General features: G+C 33.5%; 17 protein-coding genes and 1 pseudogene. 13 read left to right on the top strand and 5 right to left on the bottom strand.

The features are described from left to right. Window positions 1–160: 160 nt before the first annotated feature. From ACOQOS_RS07950 to ACOQOS_RS07920, 7 genes are all read left to right on the top strand, one after another. The gene (locus ACOQOS_RS07950; protein WP_420574437.1) at window positions 161–5,422 is read left to right on the top strand and encodes a leucine-rich repeat protein; all 5,262 of its coding nucleotides are present in this window, start codon (window positions 161–163) and stop codon (window positions 5,420–5,422) included. Between the two features lie 11 nt (window positions 5,423–5,433). After that, complete coding sequence (locus ACOQOS_RS07945) at window positions 5,434–6,249, top strand: T9SS type A sorting domain-containing protein (protein ID WP_420574436.1); 816 nt, start codon at window positions 5,434–5,436, stop codon at window positions 6,247–6,249. Between the two features lie 231 nt (window positions 6,250–6,480). Continuing rightward, the gene (locus tag ACOQOS_RS07940; RefSeq protein ID WP_420574435.1) at window positions 6,481–8,142 is read left to right on the top strand and encodes an alpha/beta fold hydrolase; all 1,662 of its coding nucleotides are present in this window, start codon (window positions 6,481–6,483) and stop codon (window positions 8,140–8,142) included. A gap of 422 nt (window positions 8,143–8,564) precedes the next feature. After that, window positions 8,565–8,927, top strand: a complete 363-nt coding sequence (locus tag ACOQOS_RS07935) for a c-type cytochrome (protein WP_420574434.1) — start codon at window positions 8,565–8,567, stop codon at window positions 8,925–8,927. A gap of 31 nt (window positions 8,928–8,958) precedes the next feature. Beyond that, a complete protein-coding gene (locus ACOQOS_RS07930; RefSeq protein WP_420574433.1) occupies window positions 8,959–9,501 on the top strand; it encodes a YceI family protein in 543 nt (180 codons plus the stop codon). Beyond that, on the top strand, window positions 9,479–9,877 hold the full coding sequence (locus ACOQOS_RS07925; RefSeq protein ID WP_420574432.1) for a hypothetical protein: 399 nt from the start codon (window positions 9,479–9,481) through the stop codon (window positions 9,875–9,877). The genes ACOQOS_RS07930 and ACOQOS_RS07925 overlap by 23 nt, the downstream gene beginning before the upstream one ends. Before the next feature lie 4 nt (window positions 9,878–9,881). Next, window positions 9,882–10,733: a DUF5777 family beta-barrel protein gene (locus ACOQOS_RS07920; protein ID WP_420574431.1), complete on the top strand. Its 852-nt coding sequence runs from the start codon at window positions 9,882–9,884 to the stop codon at window positions 10,731–10,733. A gap of 81 nt (window positions 10,734–10,814) precedes the next feature. On the opposite strand, the gene ACOQOS_RS07915 is transcribed toward ACOQOS_RS07920, so the two are convergent. The 3 genes from ACOQOS_RS07915 to ACOQOS_RS07905 form a co-directional block, all read right to left on the bottom strand. Further along, complete coding sequence (locus tag ACOQOS_RS07915) at window positions 10,815–11,069, bottom strand: hypothetical protein (RefSeq protein WP_420574430.1); 255 nt, start codon at window positions 11,067–11,069, stop codon at window positions 10,815–10,817. Window positions 11,070–11,239: 170 nt separating this feature from the next. Beyond that, the gene (locus ACOQOS_RS07910; RefSeq protein WP_420574429.1) at window positions 11,240–11,578 is read right to left on the bottom strand and encodes a hypothetical protein; all 339 of its coding nucleotides are present in this window, start codon (window positions 11,576–11,578) and stop codon (window positions 11,240–11,242) included. Between the two features lie 153 nt (window positions 11,579–11,731). Beyond that, entirely contained in the window at window positions 11,732–11,902 is a 171-nt protein-coding gene (locus ACOQOS_RS07905) for a hypothetical protein (protein WP_420574428.1), read from the bottom strand. A 182-nt stretch (window positions 11,903–12,084) separates the two neighbouring features. Between ACOQOS_RS07905 and prfA the strand changes: the two genes are divergently transcribed. The 5 genes and pseudogenes from prfA to ACOQOS_RS07880 all read left to right on the top strand — a co-directional run bounded on the left by prfA (window position 12,085) and on the right by ACOQOS_RS07880 (window position 16,095). Then, a complete protein-coding gene (gene prfA, locus ACOQOS_RS07900) occupies window positions 12,085–13,158 on the top strand; it encodes a peptide chain release factor 1 (protein WP_420574427.1) in 1,074 nt (357 codons plus the stop codon). Between the two features lie 167 nt (window positions 13,159–13,325). Further along, a pseudogene (locus ACOQOS_RS07895) lies at window positions 13,326–13,624 on the top strand (four helix bundle protein). Window positions 13,625–13,684: 60 nt separating this feature from the next. Continuing rightward, window positions 13,685–14,500, top strand: coding sequence for an orotidine-5'-phosphate decarboxylase (gene pyrF, locus ACOQOS_RS07890; protein WP_420574426.1), 816 nt, complete (start codon window positions 13,685–13,687; stop codon window positions 14,498–14,500). Between the two features lie 14 nt (window positions 14,501–14,514). Further along, a complete protein-coding gene (locus ACOQOS_RS07885; protein WP_420574425.1) occupies window positions 14,515–15,306 on the top strand; it encodes an ABC transporter substrate-binding protein in 792 nt (263 codons plus the stop codon). Window positions 15,307–15,588: 282 nt separating this feature from the next. Continuing rightward, window positions 15,589–16,095 (top strand): hypothetical protein, encoded by a 507-nt coding sequence (locus ACOQOS_RS07880; protein WP_420574424.1) that lies wholly within the window; start codon window positions 15,589–15,591, stop codon window positions 16,093–16,095. Here ACOQOS_RS07880 and ACOQOS_RS07875 read toward each other — a convergent pair whose 3' ends face one another. Both ACOQOS_RS07875 and ACOQOS_RS07870 read right to left on the bottom strand, forming a co-directional pair. Then, on the bottom strand, window positions 16,096–16,821 hold the full coding sequence (locus ACOQOS_RS07875; RefSeq protein ID WP_420574423.1) for a LytR/AlgR family response regulator transcription factor: 726 nt from the start codon (window positions 16,819–16,821) through the stop codon (window positions 16,096–16,098). Continuing rightward, window positions 16,821–17,852 carry a sensor histidine kinase gene (locus ACOQOS_RS07870; RefSeq protein WP_420574422.1) on the bottom strand — a complete coding sequence of 344 codons (1,032 nt, stop codon included), beginning with the start codon at window positions 17,850–17,852 and terminating at the stop codon, window positions 16,821–16,823. Before ACOQOS_RS07870 ends, ACOQOS_RS07875 begins: the two co-directional genes overlap by 1 nt. A gap of 215 nt (window positions 17,853–18,067) precedes the next feature. Between ACOQOS_RS07870 and ACOQOS_RS07865 the strand changes: the two genes are divergently transcribed. Continuing rightward, window positions 18,068–18,949, top strand: a complete 882-nt coding sequence (locus tag ACOQOS_RS07865; protein ID WP_420574421.1) for an ABC transporter ATP-binding protein — start codon at window positions 18,068–18,070, stop codon at window positions 18,947–18,949. Window positions 18,950–18,953: the final 4 nt, after the last annotated feature.

Here is an 18,953-nt window from a genome sequence, read left to right as displayed (position 1 = left end):
ACCTTTTTGATACCCTACAAAACTTGTAACGATTACTAGATACATATTTCTTTGTTTTAATGAAACATAAGGAAGAATGATTTCTACTTGAAATCATAGTTTTTATAGTAACTATTCAATACCAAAAAATACAACAACAATTACCAGAAAACCAATAATCATGAAAACTATTATAATTAATTTTATAGGGCTCTTTTTTGTAACTCTCACGAGTGTTGCACAGAGCTTTTCAGACAACGGATTCAACTTTAGTGTACTATCAACAAATCCAAACGAAGTACAAGTCACAGGAGGAAGTGACGGAAGTTCTCCACTAACCATTCCAAGCACGGCAACCGATGGAAACGGAATTGTATATACCGTAACTACCATTGGAAATTCTGCATATAGAAATGGCGCGAGCAATGTTATACTGCCAAATACTATTACAACTATTGGATTTCGTGCATTTAGAGACAACGGTGGACTCACAACTATTACCTTACCAGCAAGTGTGACTTCAATCGGAGGCGAGGCTTTTTTTGGCGGCGGATTAAATGAAGTCATTGCTTTAGGAACGGTTCCTGCATCAATTTCAAATAGTTCTTTCGGAACACGAGATGGCGTAAGTTTAGAAGTTCCTGATGGCTTAGAAGAAACGTATCGTCAAGCAGGTTGGACAGGTTTTAATACGATAAATGGTGAAATTCCTATTGGGGCAACTTTTGATGTCGGTGACTTGCGCTATCGAGTAACTTCACAAGATCCAGCGGAAGTTGAGGTTGCTGCCCGTTTAAACGGAATTACAGATATAGCAATTCCTACTTCGGTATTTGAACCACAATTTGGAGAAGCATATATGGTGACTGCTGTCGGGAATCGTGCCTTTAGAAATGCAGGAATCAATAGTGTGGTGTTTTCAAATACAATAGAAACAATTAAAAATGAAGCTTTTGAGAACAATAATTTAACAACAATTACACTTCCGATCTCAGTAACTACGATTGCTACTGAAGCTTTTAGAGACAATAACATACTCACTGAAGTTATTTCACAAGCTGTAGCGGCTCCAACACTTGGAACTAATAGTATTAGAAATCGTGGAGATATTAGTTTAACAGTGCCTAACGGTTCAGAAGCTTCGTATGTAAATGGTGGTTGGACTGGTTTCTTTTCCGTCAATGGAACACCTTTTATTGGTTCTGATTTCTCTGTAGATGGATTTAATTATAGAATTAATGGAGTCAATCCGAATACGGTTGAGATAAGAGGCGGCGGAAGTGGTACGGATTTAGTATTACCATCTACAATAGTCAAAAATGGTTTGTCATTTACCGTAACCGCTATTGGGTTTCGTGCGTTTAGAAGTAGAAATCTAACTAGTGTTATACTACCAGACAACGTAGAAGTTATTGGAACAGAAGCGCTTGAGAACAATAATTTAACAACAATTACACTTCCAGCTTCGGTAACTACGATTGCTACTGAAGCTTTTAGAGACAATAACATACTCATTGAAGTTATTTCACAAGCTATAACGGCTCCTACACTTGGAACTAATAGTATTAGAAATCTTGGAGATATTAGTTTAACAGTGCCTAACGGTTCGGAAGCTTCGTATGTAAATGGTGGTTGGACAGGTTTCTTTTCCATCAATGGAACGCCTTTTATTGGATCTGATTTCTCTGTAGATGGATTTAATTATAGAATTAATGGAGTCAATCCGAATACGGTTGAGCTAAGAGGCGGCGGAAGTGGTACGGATTTAGTATTACCATCTACAACAGTCAAAAATGGTTTATCATTTACTGTAACCACTATTGGGCTTCGTGCGTTTAGAAGTAGAAATCTAACTAGTGTTATACTACCAACCAACGTAGAAGTTATTGGAACAGAAGCGCTTGAGAACAATAATTTAACAACAATTACACTTCCAGCTTCGGTAACTACGATTGCTACTGAAGCTTTTAGAGACAATAACATACTCACTGAAGTTATTTCACAAGCTGTAGTGGCTCCAACACTTGGAACTAATAGTATTAGAAATCGTGGAAACATCAGTTTAACGATGCCAAGTGGTTCGGAAGCTTCGTATGTAAATGGTGGTTGGACAGGTTTCTTTTCCATTAATGGAACTCCTTTTATTGGTTCTGATTTCTCTGCAGATGGATTCAATTATAGAATTAATGGAGTCAATCCGAATACAGTTGAATTACGAGGAGGAACCGTAGATGCTGATCCTATATTACCTTCTACAACAACTAAAAACGGTATTTCATTTACCGTAACAGCTATTGGGTTTCGTGCTTTTAGAAGTAGAAATCTAAATAGCGTTGTGCTACCAACCAACGTAGAAGTGATTGGTGAAGATTCTTTTGAAGCTAACAATTTGACTTCCATCATATTTCCTGCCTCTGTATCAGCAATTAACGAAGAAGCTTTTTTAAATAATGATTTAACACAAGTTGCCTTTAATTCTGGACCAGAAACAATTGGAGTTAGGGCATTTAGAAACAATCAATTATCAAGTGTTACCATTCCAAACGGGACGGTTACTATTGAAGAAGGAGCATTTATTAATAATACAATATCTAGTATTTCATTACCAAACTCTTTAGATGTGATTGGTCGTGAAGCTTTTCTAGGTAATCAATTAAGCAGTATAACCATTCCAACAGGAGTTATTACAATTGGAAGAGCTGCTTTTAGAGATAATAATTTAATTACAGTTGTACTGCCAAATACTGTACAAATTATTGATACGGATGCTTTCTTAGACAATCAAATTACAAGTGTGAATCTTCCTAGTAATTTAACAACACTTGGTTCATCTGTATTTAGAAATAATCAATTGACTAGTATTGTCATTCCAGATGGAATAACAGTCATCAACTCGCAAACATTCCGAAATAATAATATACAAAGTGTGACGCTTCCCGCGAATTTGCAATCTATTAAAAGTGATTCATTTCGTGATAATGAAATCGAATCTATTAGTTTTCCATCCAGTTTAATAGAATTACAAGGATTTTCTTTTCGAAATAATAAACTAACAAGCGTTACAACTCCAGCAAATATTTCTACTATAGCGCTACATACATTTAGTGACAATCTATTAACAGATATCACAATTACTTCTAATATTACCAGTATTCAAAATGAAGCTTTTCTCAACAATCCAATCAACACGATCACAGCAGATAGTGCTACGCCAGCGACTATTGAATCAAACAGTTTTGGAGGAAGAAGTGCCATCAACTTGTCTATAATTCCAAATCAACAAACAGTAATTGATGATTATGTAGCCGCAGGTTGGACAGGTTTTGCTTCTGTAAATGGAGAATTTCAAATAGGAGCACGATTTACAGAAGGTGACTTACGATACGAAGTGATTGCCGTAAATCCTAACGAGGTAACCGTATTGGACATTGCTAATGGGTTACAAAATCAAAATATTATCATTCCAGCAACGGTGACTGAATCATTCAGTGGAACTACATTTAATGTCACTGAAATTGCAGACAATGCGTTTCAAAATACAGGAATTACTTCAGTCGTTATTGGAGCGAATGTAACATCAATCGGAAGTAATGCTTTTACAGCAACGCCACTTACGGCTATGGATGTGCAAGCAACTACACCACCAACAATTGTAGCGACAAGTTTGGGTGATAGATCTGCAATTAATTTAACCATTCCAAACGGAACTGAAACGGCGTATGTAAATGCAGGTTGGACAGGATTTTTCTCTGTAAATGGAGAATTGTCTGATGGTGCTATTGGAACTACATTTGTTGATGGAGGAATTACATTTGAAATAACTTCTTTAAGTCCAAATGAAGTAGCTGTCGTTGATGGTTCTGTAACAGGAAATATAGCTATTCCAGCGCAAACAACATTTAATACTGAAAATTTCTCTATAACTACTATTGCTGCCAATGCGTTTCAAAATGATGATATTACCAGTGTCACACTTCCTGTAAGTATTACTAACATTGGCGCCAATGCATTTTCAACAGATAGTTTAACAGAAGTTATCGCCTTAGGAACAACGCCAGCAACGATTGAAACTAACTCTTTTGGAGCAAATGAAAATATAAGTCTAACCATTCCGAACGGAACTGAAACAACCTATGAAGCTGCAGATTGGACAGGATTCTTTTCCGTCAATGGAAATGGAGTTGCTATCGGAAATAGATTTACAGTAAATGGAATTCGCTATGAAATACTCACACTTTCACCAAACACCCTAAGTGCTGTTGGGAGAAACGGAATTATACCAAATGGTGATTATGTTTTTCCAGAACTCATATCAAAAGGCGGTTTGGATTTTACCATTACTACGATTGGAAACTCTGCATTTAGAAACAGAGGCGTACGTACTATAAGTTTACCAAGTACTTTAACCACAATAGAATTTCGAGGATTTCGAGACAATGTTAGTTTACGAAGTGTGACCATTCCTGCGGGTGTAACTTTTATTAGATCAGAAGCATTTTTTAGCACTGGTTTAACAGAAATTATTTCAGAAAGTGTAAATCCGGCAACTGTAAATAGTGGAACTTTTGGAGGTAATACGAAAATAGATTTATTTATCCCACAAGGGACAAGACAAGCCTATTTGGATGCCAATTGGACAGGCTTTAAATCCATTATAGAACAAGGAACGGTCATCGCAGAACCAAAAGCATATTTGCAAGGTGCATTTTTAAACCCAAATACAGGAGAAGAAGATCTGATGCGAGACGATTTGCGTGTCGCAGGAATCATTCCTACTGCATCTCCATATGCTGATGGTATTACGTGTAATGCTTCTGTATTTAATAAAACAGGAAACGATGCTATTGTAGATTGGGTTTTTGTAGAATTGCGAGATGCTATTGATAGCTCAATTGTGATAGAAAGTAGATCAGCGTTACTACAACGTGATGGAGATATTGTAGATATCAACGGAAGTGGAATTTTACAATTTACATCACCGATAGACAATTATTTTGTAGCTATTCGTCATAGAAACCATTTAGGAATTATGTCAAGTACAGCATTACAATTAGATGGAAATCGAGTAAATATTGACTTTACAAATGCTACAATTCCAATAACATTTGGGAGCAATGCACAAACTGATGCAGGAATGCCTGTCGATACTTTAGGAATGTGGTCAGGAAATGTAAATGGTGACAGTATTGTACAATACTCAGGAACCGATCCTGATGCACCAGCAATATTATCATTAGTATTGAATGATCCTGGAAACTTTTTAAACTTTTCCACTTTTGCTGTAAGCGGATATGATGCGAATGATCTCAATTTGGACGGAAACATACAATACGAAGGTGTTTCACCAGATGCGCCATTCATTCTACAAAATGTACTAGCGCATCCAGGGAACTTCTTAAACTTTAGCACTTTTCAAATACAAGAACAATTACCAGAAAACTAAAAACAAATACTATGAACAAATTTACCCTTACAAATGTATGCATGACGATTTACTGTCTGTTTACCTTGCAAATGAATGCACAAGATGGATATACATATACATTGATAGACAATGGAAATTACAATTTCTCTATTGGAGCTGTTCCTAACGCTAGTTCTTCAAACTTTGCAACCTCTGTACAGAGTTACGGATTTACTATTATTTTACCTGATGGAGCTACAGCTACAGTTATTTCTTCACTAGGAGGAGCAGTCAGTGCTACTTTTTTTGATGGTACTAATGTAGCACAACCAACACTAGACGGATACTTAATAACGGAAACTTTAGGAAGTCCAGCTTCGTTACCAGCACCTTCTACAGGCACAGTAACACCAATAGTTACTTTTCAAGTAAATGGTGCGCCAACAAGTGGAACTTTAGAAATATTAGCCAACAATTCTGCGTTAGCAACAACAATAACATCGTTAAAATCATTCATGCAAGCTGATATGATTGATAACGGAACAGCAGAATTTGTAAATGTAGTTGATCCAAATGCTTCAGGCTTATCTGGAACTCCTTCGTTTGACTTTGAAACACTTTCTGTAGAAGAAACTCAGCTAGAAAAACTTTTAATATTTCCCAATCCAGCAACTGATGTTGTAACAATTCAACAAAGCGGAATTACACTACAAAATGTAGAAATCTTTGATATGAATGGACGTTTAGTTCTTTCTCAAAAAAATAATTTAGAAAACATACAACTCAGCAACTTAAAAAGCGGAATGTACATGATGCGAATTGCTACTCAAAAAGTAAGCAAAACAATTAAACTACTTAAACAGTAAAACAATAATTTACCAAAATAATGTAATTTTATTCATGTACTACTTTTACTAATACATAGCCCCTCAATCATTATTTTGGTAAAAGTTTTACTGTCAAAAAGTATACAATGTGTGTAATTTTTGCGTAAATTTTAATTGTTTTTTAATTGAACAAGAAGAAGATAGATTCATTCTTAAAAAGAAAATAACTATACTGTAATCTAACAAGGTAAAATGCCTAAATAATATTTAATGGTACCTAAAATACAATATACAAAAAGTGGAAATTTAAACATTGCCTATCAGGTTTTTGGTTCTGGTCCAATAGATTTGGTATATATTCCTGGTTGGGTTTCTAATATTGATTGGATGTGGGCATGTCCAGAATTGGTAGATTTCTTTCAAGAATTAAGTAAAGTTGTACGTATCATTCTTTTTGATAAACGAGGTACGGGACTTTCAGATCGTATCGTAGAACTTTCTACACTAGAAGAACGTATGGAAGATATCAAAGCGGTTATGGATGCTACAAACTCTCAAAAAGCTATTTTATTTGGGCATTCGGAAGGCGGAAGTGTCTCAGCTTTGTTTAGTGCAACATATCCAAATCGTGTAAGAGCATTAATTACATTTGGAATTTTTGCAAAACGTAGATATTCAGAAAATTATCCATGGGCGCCAACCGATGAAGAACGCCAGAAGGTATACGACATGATTGAAAATAATTGGGGAAGTGGAGAAATGAACTTAGAAAGTTTAGTGCCTTCCAAAGCAAACGATCCAAAATTTATGAATTGGTTGGCAAGTTATTTTCGATCTGGCGCAAGCCCTAGAGCTGCTTTGAAGCTAACCAAAATGAACACGCAAGTCAATATTATTGATATTTTAGGTTATATAAAAGTTCCTACATTATTGATGCAACGTACCAACGATATCGACGTAAAAATAGAAGAAGGAAAATTCATAGCAGAACGCATCAAAGGTTCAAAATTTGTAGAATTTGCAGGAAATGATCATCTTTTCTGGGCAGGAAACACACGAGAAGTTCTAGGAGAAATGAAAGAATTTATCAATACATTGAAACCTTGCGACGGTTATTATAAAAAACACCTTTCTTCCATTCTTTTTGGACAAATCATTACATCTGCAGGAATAAGTTTAGCGTCAGATATTATACATGAACTTCTAAAAGAATTTGATGGTACACTAGTAAGTCAAGATACACAGTTTTTTAATATTGCATTCGAAGTGCCAAGCAAAGCCATATCTTTCGCAATTAAGTTGAAACAAAGCTTACAAATAAGAGGAATATCTTTCTCAGCAGGTATTTACATGAAGGAAAGTGCCGAAAAATATGATGATCCGCTAACCGATAGAGATAATTACATCGTAACATCTATTCTTTCGTTGATAAAACCGAATAAAATTTTAGTCACGCAAAGTATCAAGCATTTACTATCAGGAGTTGCATTCAATTTTTCAAAAGAAACCTCAATATTAACTTATAAAACTCATGAAATTTGTACGCTGTACAGTATTACTGATAAATCAAATACAGAAGAAAAAACCTCTTATCCATATGGCTTTTCCAAATATGATTCTTTCTTAGAAGATGTTCTTAAAATTATTGATCAACATTTAGATAACAATGCATTCGGAGTAGAAATGCTCACAAGAGAAACTGGCGTGAGTGAACGAAAACTACAAAGACGTATTAAAGAAACAACCAGTAAATCGCCAAGTCAATTAATTTTATTCATCAGATTAAATAAAGCCAGAACGGCACTATTAGATAATAATGATACAGTTGCAGAAATCGCATTCAAATTTGGATTTTCTAGTCCGTCTTATTTCTCTAAATGTTTCAAAAAAGAATTTGGAATACGTCCTACAGAAGTGAGTAGTTCAAAGTAAAAATCAACTAGTATAAACACGTCATTGTGTCGGAAAATTACTAGTAAAAAACGGTATCGTTACAGTCAAACTATTAAAATGAAGCTACATTGTATCCTCAAATAGTTTTTAAGAAGAAAAAATAAATAATTAAAGAAAATCATAGTAAATACAGGACATGCGATGAAATTTTAGAAAAAATAATCCTTCCCTTTTAAGGCTTATTTTTCCGTTTCACGGGATTTCTGTTGTATACACTACAAATATCATTTTTATTTACACCAGTATTTTAAATAAACGTTTATACAAATTTCAGAGACATTTTAAAAATGCCTTTAACAACTTAAAATTCATTAAATTAAATTTTTAATGATAACACTAAAAAGAGCTTAACTCAAAACAATTAAACTAAGCTTGAATGACAATAAATTAAAACTAAGAATATGTACAGAAAATTAACCTTACTATCGTTGTCCTTAATTACAATTGCTCTTTTCAATTGTACAACGAATACTATTGATGAAGGCGATATTGAAGATTTGCCGCCTATCGTAGAAACCATTACCTATGACGATGATGTTGCTGCCATAATAAACAGTAACTGTGTTGGTTGCCACAGCGGACCAAATGCAAATGCAGGTTTACAATTAAATGGTTATGCAAATGTAAGAGCTGCTACAGAGCAAGGAAACTTATTGAATCGTATCAATAATAGTGGGAATCCGATGCCGCCAGCAGGTGTATTACCAGCTGAAACTCGTCAAATCATTGATCAATGGGTAGCTGATGGTTTTCTAGAAAATTAAAATTACACCTAACACAGTAAATAATAACAATATGAAAAAAATACTAATCTTGTGTATGTTTCTAACAGTAGGAACTGTTACTGCACAAAAATATTACACCAAAACAGGAGAAACAGACTTCAAAGCTTCTGTAGAAGCCTTTGAGCCAGTAGAAGCAAAAAGTAACAGTACAACAGTAATCTTAACAGATTCAGGGAGTTTAGCTGCATTACTATTCATCAAATCATTTCACTTCAAAGTGGCGTTGATGGAAGAGCATTTCAATGAAAATTACATGGATTCAGATAAACATCCAAAAGCAACTTTCAAAGGAAAAATAAAAGATTTTAATATGGCAGACTTATCAAGTACAGCCAAAGAATATCAACTTGCAGGAACATTAACGGTTCGCGGAAAAGCGAAAGAAATAGAAACCACTGCAAAAATTTCTAAGGATGGAGAAAAAATTAAAATTAATTCATTCTTTTCTGTAAAACCACAAGACTTTGATATTGATATTCCAAGTATCGTACGAAATAAAATTGCAAAAGAAATTAACGTAACATTGAACTATGAGCTTGTCGAAAAAAAGTAAAACTTTAATAGCATTAATATTGGTTATTGCCATTGGAGCTTATGCTGCTTATAGTTATGCGTACAAAGCTCATACTGCCATAGAAGATATGGAAGTTGCTTATGCAGGAAATGCACAAGGATTTTTAAATAAAATAAAAGAAAATCCAGAAGAGTGGACCAAAGGAGAAAAAGTAATTGAACTTACAGGATTAATTACTGCAAAAGATGAAAAAGGAGTTTCAGTAAACGAAAGTGTCTATTTTCAATTGGCTGAAGGAACCACTACAGAAACCTTAAAAGAAGGAGAAAAAATCAACATCAAAGGAAGAATAATTGGCTACGATGATTTACTAGAAGAGTTAAAACTTGACAAAGCCGTTATTATCAAAAAATAAAACAATGAAACAAAATTATATACTACTATTACTTTGCTTACTCAGTTTTGGCGTATACGCACAAGATGATTTATTAGATGAATTAGAAGACGAAGCAACACCAGAAATGTTTGAATCGCCAGCATTCAAAGCAATGAAAATTGGAAACTTGCAGTCTACAAAGGTAGGAGCCAAAGGAGATTTCTATTTATATGTATCACACAGATTTGGAACGCTAGATGATGGATTGTCTACATTTTTTGGATTTGACAATGCAAACACTAAAATTCAATTAGTATACGGACTTTTTGAAGGTTGGCAGTTTGGAATCAGTAGAGAGTCGCTACGTCAAACGTATGCACTTTCTACAAAAATGAAAATTAAAAGTCAATCGAATAATTTTCCTGTAAACTTAGTCGGATATGCAACGGCAAACATCAACACACAAGTACGAAAAGATCGTTTTTCGTTTTTAAAATTTGATGACCGTTTAAGTTATACAACACAATTACTTATTTCAAGAAGATTCAATAATAATTTTTCGTTGGAGTTAGCACCATCATATGTGCGTCACAACTTAACCTTAGAAGCTGATCAAAAACATGATCAATTTGCTATGGGAGCAGGTGGACGTTTAAAAATTAGTAAGCGTATGTCTATCAACATGGACTATGTGTACAACTTTAGTAGAGTAGATGGTACAGCTTTTAAAAATCCATTGACAATTGGAGTCGATATTGAAACAGGAGGACACGTATTTCAATTACTATTCTCTAATGCACAATCTACAAACGAACCAGGATTCCTAAGTTATGCTGAAGGAGATTGGACAGATGGTGATATATTTTTCGGATTTAATATTGTACGTGTATTTTAAAAACATACAAATCTCGAACATAACCTACAAAAAAGGCTTTCAATATTGTTTTGAAAGCCTTTATTTTTTGTATAAAGAATTCTAACACGCAAGCGTTGGTGTTCCAACAGTAGTGGTGCAACCTATAGATTCACAAACTGCTGAGACGCAAGGAAAAGAGTCACAGTTCAACGTTGGAGTTGGACAGCTATCTGTTGGTGGCTTACAATCTTCAGTTGCGTTGCAAATAGCTGAAACACAAAAAAATGAACCTCCAACAACTTGTTGTGAAGCTAAATTAGAAACTTTCGATTTAGATAAATGAAGTTTTTTTAAAGATACTTTTTGTTTTTTCATATGATTAATTTTGGTTAAACACTTCTCAAAACTAAAAAATGAAGATTGCTAAAAAAAGAAACTGAAATAATACTGTGTAGTTGGTATAAAAATGAAAATAGATGGTAAAAAAAAGGTTTCCAAATGCATGGAAACCTTTCTTCTTCTTTATTGTTATTATTGGAAGTATTTTAGTAACACTGAATTCCTGGAGGGCAAATTGAGTGCGATTGACAAAGGTCAGTTGGAGTTGGTCCGCCAGTAGTTCCACCACCTGTAGTTCCTCCACCAGTGGTTCCACCTCCAGTAGTTCCGCCACCGGTTGTTCCACCGCCAGTAGTTCCACCACCTGTGGTTCCTCCGCCACATCCAAAGTCTCCAAATGAACATGGTTCAGCAGTTCCTTGCCAAGATTGGAAACCTCCAGTTGTCCATCCGCTAGTTCCTCCAGTTAAGTTATTTGATTCTAACGATGCTACTTTAGACTTCTTTAATGCTAATTGTCTTAAGTTTACTGTCTTTTTTTTCATGATTTCTAGGTTTTGGTTAAAAACCAAAAGTAAAGAAAACCAAAAGGAATTATGTATAGAGAATCCGTAATAAAAGTAATGTTTCTATAAAAGAAAACTGCATCGCTTTCTATTGAAAATGATGCAGTTGTCATGTGTTCTTTTATGTAAAATCTATTGCTCAGCCGTTTTACAATCTGGCGTTTCAGTAGGACATGGAGTTCCATCTCCTAAAGATGTACAGTCGCTATCAAGCGGTGAGCGCATACCACCTTTTACAATTTCTTTTAAAGATGAAATACTTCTTTTGTTAAGTTGTAATGTTTTTAAACTTCTTTTTTTCATGTGTAAATATTTAATGGTTAATTAATATGTTAAGTATTAAAAATACAATTAAAATGTGAGATTAATCTATTTAAAAGTATAAGAAAATAAACTTTTTGTGGAAAGTGTTTTAGAACTATGAGAGAAAGCTTCAAACAATCAATAAAAATTGTAAATTTGCAATCCTGAAAAGAAGAAGTTCCATGTTAGAAAAGTTACAAATAGTAAAACAGCGTTTTGATGAGGTAAATGATTTAATCATTCAGCCAGACATTATTGCTGATCAAAAAAGATACGTACAACTTAATAAAGAATATAAAGATCTCAAGGTGCTTGTTGAAAAACGAGACATCTACAAAGAACTTTTAGATAATATTGCAGAAGCAGAAGAAATCATTGCTGACGGAAGTGATGCTGAGATGACCGAAATGGCTAAAATGCAAATGGATGAAGCTAAAGAAGCTTTGCCTGCATTAGAAGAAGAAATCAAAGTATTACTAATTCCTAAAGATCCTGAAGATAGTAAGAATGTTGTAGTAGAAGTTCGTGCTGGAACTGGAGGAGATGAAGCCAGTATTTTTGCTGGAGATTTACATCGTATGTATACAAAATACTGTGAAGGTCGAGGCTGGAATGTAAGTGTTGTGGATTATAGCGAAGGAACTTCGGGTGGATTTAAAGAAATTATTTTTGAAGTTTCTGGGGAAGATGTATATGGGACAATGAAGTTTGAAGCTGGAGTACATCGTGTGCAACGTGTTCCGCAAACAGAAACGCAAGGACGAGTTCATACAAGTGCTGCTACAGTAATGGTATTACCAGAAGCTGAAGAATTTGATGTAGAACTAGACATGAACGATGTACGTATAGAACGTACAACTTCAACAGGACCTGGAGGACAATCTGTAAATACAACGTACTCTGCTATTCGTTTACATCACGGACCATCTGGATTGGTGGTAAGTTGTCAAGATCAAAAATCATCACACAAAAACTTAGAAAAAGCATTAAAAGTATTGCGTTCTAGATTGTATGATAAAGAACTAGAGAAGAAATTGGCTGCCGATTCTGCACGTCGTAAAAGTATGGTTTCTTCAGGTGATAGAAGTGCAAAAATTAGAACATACAATTATCCGCAAGGACGTGTTACAGATCATAGAATTGGATTGACACTTTATGATTTATCAAATATTATCAATGGAGATATTCAAAAAATCATTGATGAATTGATGTTAGTTGAAAATACAGAAAAATTAAAAGAATCTAGTGAACTTTAATACAGGTTTTTGGTCTTAGGTTTTGGCAATTTTATTTTTCCGAGATAAGTTGTTAGTAAATAAAATAGATTGTAGAAAAATATCCTCGAAAAGACTCTAAATCATAAATTATGAGAGATTTTTGAAAATTGAATATATGGAATGATTCAATTTATTTAGTAACAGTTGTGTATAACTTGATAAAGAAGTTGCCTAACTCAGAAAAGTTAGGTTTATATTCGCAACTTTCTAGAGCAGTTGTATCTATACCATCTAATATTGCTGAAGGTTGCGCAAAGGATTCTCAAAAAGATTTTGTGAGATTTTTAAAAATCAGTTTGGATCTTCTTTTGAGGTAGAAACGCAAATAATAATTTGTATAAAACTGAACTATATTTCTGAAGAGGAAGGAAGATCAGTAATTAGAAAGATTAATATTTTACAAAAAAGAATCAATGCTTTAGCAAAATATGCCAGAACTCAATAATACCAAACACCAAACACCAAATACCAAACACCCAACACCCAACACCCAATAATCCAAAAAATGACGACAACACAACTCATTGCAGAAATTCATAAAAAGAAATCGTTTTTATGTATCGGTTTGGATGTAGATCTACAAAAGATTCCAGCGTTTTTACTTGAAACTGATGATCCAATTTTTGAATTCAATAAAGCTATTATTGACGCTACACACCACTTAGCGGTAGCATACAAACCTAATACTGCTTTTTATGAAGCTTACGGAATCAAAGGTTGGCAAGCGCTAGAAAAAACGATTCAATACTTAAATACCAATCATCCGGAAATATTCACAATTGCAGATGCAAAACGTGGAGACATAGGAAATACATCGAGCATGTATGCAAAAGCCTTTTTTGAAGATTTGGCATTCGATTCGGTAACGGTAGCTCCATATATGGGAAAAGATTCAGTAGAACCTTTTTTAGCTTTTGAAGGAAAGCATACCATATTATTGGCTTTGACTTCAAATCAAGGTGCGTTCGATTTTCAAACTAAAACCATTGACGACAAAGAAGTATACAAACATGTACTAGAAACGTCTAAATCTTGGGAAAACAGTGAAAATTTAATGTATGTTGTTGGTGCAACGAAAGCTTCATTCTTGGGCGAAATTCGTGAAATTATTCCAGAAAGCTTTTTATTAGTACCAGGTGTTGGCGCTCAAGGCGGAAATTTGCAAGATGTTTGCACGTATGGAATGACAGAAAATGTTGGGTTACTAATCAATTCTTCTCGTGGAATTATTTATGCTTCTAATGAAGCTGATTTCGCTTCTGCAGCAGCAAAAAAAGCAGCGGAACTACAAGCACAAATGGCAGCAATTTTAAATGCCTAATACTTTTTATTTCTATGGAATTCACTGACCAAATGCAACGAACGTTTACGTTGGCAAAAACTCCAAAACGAATTATTTCGCTAGTGCCATCGCAAACCGAATTGTTGTATGATTTGGGTTTGGAAGATCGTATTGTAGGAGTTACGAAATTCTGTGTGCATCCGTATCATTTAAAAAGTACCAAAACTATTGTTGGCGGTACCAAAAATATCAAGCTTGAAAAAATAAAGGAATTACGACCTGATATTATTCTGTGTAATAAAGAAGAAAACACACAGGAAATTGTAGAAACATTAGAAAAATTATTTCCTGTACATGTCTCAGATGTAAAAAATATTGATGAGTCGTTGGAAATGATTTCTCAATACGGAAACATGTTTAAGTGTAACACGGAAGCTTCTAAAATAAATAATAAAATTCAATTTAGATTAAAGGATTTTCAAGCATTTGTAAAAGATATTCCAATGCAAAAAGTAGCATATTTTATCTGGCGAAAGCCTTGGATGGCTGCTGGGCAAGATACGTTTATCAATTACCTGTTACAATTATGTAAGTTTGAAAACATCTATGAATCTCATGGACGATATCCAGAAGTAGAAATAAAAAAAATACGTTTGGAAGGAGATCCAGATATTGTAATGTTATCCTCAGAACCATATCCATTTAAAGAAGAACACGCGTTTGAACTAGGAAGATTTACACATCATGCAAAAACTGTTTTTGTAGATGGAGAATATTTTAGCTGGTATGGCTCGCGACTTTCCAAAGCCTTTGATTATTTCAAACAATTGCACAAAAGTCTATAAATAGAAAAAATCGGGCAATGAGACCCGATTTTGTTTCTTTTAACTAACCCAAAATGTTGTACTTGACTATTACAACACTGCAAATATATGTCGAAAACATAGTTTTGTATGTTAAGATAATATTAGAAATTGATTAAAAAATGTTAAGAATTGTGAAAATTCATAGTATACCTAAATAAATAAGTAGAATAGTTTGTAATAGCAAATCATTGTTTAACAGTTGATTAATGGTTTTTACTTGAAATTTATTCTATATTCATATTCTTAATAAATCTTAACACGATGAAAAAAATAATCCTAATTTGTATTGCTTTATTCTCAATAACCATGACTGCACAGCAAAAATGTGCGTGTTGTACTGAAAACCATCAAGCATTTGACTTTTGGATTGGTACATGGAATGTTACAAATGCTGACGGAACGCCAGCAGGAAAAAATAGTATCACAAAAATTGAAGGTGAATGTGTATTGCGAGAAAATTGGACAAGCGCCAAAGCAAATTATACAGGAACAAGTTATAATTTTTACAATGCGCAAAAAAAGCAATGGGAACAGATTTGGGTTGATAATCAAGGAGGAAATCTACATCTAAAAGGAAATAGAGTAGACAATCAAATGATTTTAATGAGTGATGAGGTGACAACTCAAAAAGGACAGAAATATGTAAACAGAGTTACATGGACACTAAATAAAAATGGTTCTGTGCGTCAACATTGGGAAACTTCTGCCGATCAAAAAACATGGAAAACGGTGTTTGATGGATTGTATGTAAAAGAAAAGGAAGAGTAGTTATTTTATGATCTTAGTTAAATTATGCTTGTAAACATTTCCAATTGGAATGCTGGTTTCAGCAATCTTCAATCGGTTTCCTTCAATGGTTTGTATTTTTTTTACGGCGATGATAAATGATTTATGAATTCGTAAAAATTGAGTTGGTGGAAGTGTCTTTTCAAAATTCGTTAAACGATCTAAGGTCGTAATCATTTCATTTTCCAAATGAATCTTTACATAACTGCCTAAACTTTCTAAATACAAAATATCGTCTAATTGTACTTGATGAATTTTTTTATCTCCTTTCACAAAAATACGTTCAATGGAAGTTTCTTGAGTTTTGGCTTTAGTAGAAGGAGGTTTTGAAGTTCCTATTTCAGATAAATCTAATAACTTTTTATGGTCTTGCGCCTTTTGTATTGCTTTTAAAAAACGTTCAAAGCTGAAAGGTTTTAACAAATAATCTATAACATTCAATTCATAGCCTTCCATAGCATATTCTTGATACGCAGTAGTAATAATAACTAATGGCGGATTTTGAAGTGTGCGTAAAAAATCCAATCCTTTTAATTTAGGCATATTAATATCTAGAAAGATTAAATCAACTTGATGCTCATGCAAATAATTGATAGCTTCAAAAGCAGAATGACATTCATTTTCAATGGTTACAAACGAAAGATTATCACAATAATTCTTTATAATTTTGTGAGCTAATGGTTCATCATCTACAGTAATACATTTCATTAGATATGTAATTTTAAATCTACACGAAATAGCATATCTTCTTTGAAAATAGTTAATTCATGTGTGTTTGGATAAATTAAAGATAATCTTCTTTTTACATTTTCAAGACCTATTCCAGTCAGTTTTTTTTCATCACGTTCATTAAAATTATTTTCAATAAAAAAATGAAGTTGGTTCTCTTTTACGATGAGTTTTAGATGTAAAAAAGCATCTTTTTCTAGCAAATCAAAACCATGTTTAAATGCATTCTCTAAAAACACAATCAAAATCATTGGTGCTACTTGTAATCGATGATCAACAATATTTTTTTCAAAGCTAATTTCACCACGTTGATGATGTCGCATTCTTTGTAATGCAATAAAATTTTCTAAATAGGCAACTTCACTAGTAATAGGAACAGTAGCTTCTTTACAGTCATAAATAGTGTAGCGCATCATTTCAGAAAGTTTTAAAATAATCTCAGGAGTTTGATCTGATTTTTCTAACGAAAGCGCGTATAAATTATTCAAGGTATTGAAAAAGAAATGTGGATTTATTTGATTTCGTAATAAAGAAAGTTCTAACTGTAATCTATCGTTTTCAATCTGTTTGATTCTTGATAGTTGTATAAACCAACGATACGAAAGATTTAACAAGGTTGTTAAAAGCATAATAAATGTCATGGCAAAAATGCCTACTACTGGTGTAGTTTCTTTTTCACTCATTTCATTAAACCAATGTTTATCAATCAAGGGTTCTAACGTACCAATAATTAATCCCCAAAAAACAATTAGTATAAGTAAAGATACTATGTATTGCAGGTATTTTTTTGGAACCAAGTACCTAGGAATCAACCAATATACTTTAAAGTATACAGGCGGTGCTAAAAACAAAAAAATACTAGTGCTTACTTGTAAAAAATAAATCACAAAAGTATCTAATGTAAAAGCTTCATTATTAGATATAAAAAATGTCAATGCGCCTCCAATAGAGATGCAAAACAATATTAATGTATTAATGAGAATTACCTTTTTGCGTTGTGTTAGTTCCATAATTCGATACTAACAAAAGTATCAAAAGTAATAGCAATGTCCTATTCTATTTAATAAACACTCTAAAGTATCACATGAACATCAATTTTTTATCAATGAACAGAGTAAAGGTGTAATGAAACATAGTTTGTGTCAAAAAAGAGTCTGTTAGTTAAATAAAGTTGAAATCGTACGGTAGTAATTATTCTTTTGAATGAAGATTAAAACATACAATTATGAAACTCAACATAAAAAAACTAAACAAAACCTATGGAAATGGCGTAAAAGCTCTTAACAATCTTTCCCTAGAAATAGAAACAGGAATGTTTGGTTTGTTAGGTCCAAATGGTGCAGGAAAATCATCGCTCATGCGAACACTAGCAACCTTACAAGAAGCAGATAGTGGAACTGCTCATTTAGGAGAAATTGATATTTTGAAAAATCCAAATGAACTCCGAAAAGTACTAGGTTATCTACCACAAGAATTTGGCGTATATCCAAAAATTACAGCAAAACAACTACTAGATCATTTAGCAGTATTAAAAGGAATTTCATCACGAAAAGAACGCAAAGAATTAGTGAATTACTTATTGCAAAAGGTAAATCTTTATGAAAAACGAAACAAAGCTGTAAAAGGATTTTCTGGAGGAATGAAACAGCGTGTAGGCATTGCACAAGCATTGATAGGAAATCCTAAACTGATCATTGTAGATGAACCAACTGCAGGTTTGGATCCTGGAGAACGCAACCGATTTCATAATCTTTTAGCAGATGTAGCCGAAAATGTTATCGTAATTCTATCTACGCACATTGTAGAAGATGTTAGAGAATTATGTCAAAACATGGCAATTATGAATCATGGACAATTGGTTTGCCAAGGAAAACCACAAGATGTTACAGAAGCATTAAAGCATCAAGTGTGGCAAAAAATGATACAGCGAAATGAACTAGAAAGCTACACTAACAACTACAAAGTCATTTCAACCAAAATGGTAGGAGGAAAGCCTTTAATTCATGTACTGAGTGACAAAAATCCAGGAGAAGGTTTTCAGAAAGTACGGCCGACTTTGGAAGATGTCTTTTTCTCAAAAATAAATCAAGTTCAGCAGCCTAATTAATCAA

Origin of the sequence: Kordia sp., assembly GCF_965224175.1 — a bacterium.
GTDB lineage: Bacteria > Bacteroidota > Bacteroidia > Flavobacteriales > Flavobacteriaceae > Kordia.
The sequence above is the reverse complement of the archived record's forward strand: the minus strand, read 5'-3'. Positions and strand labels throughout refer to the sequence as shown.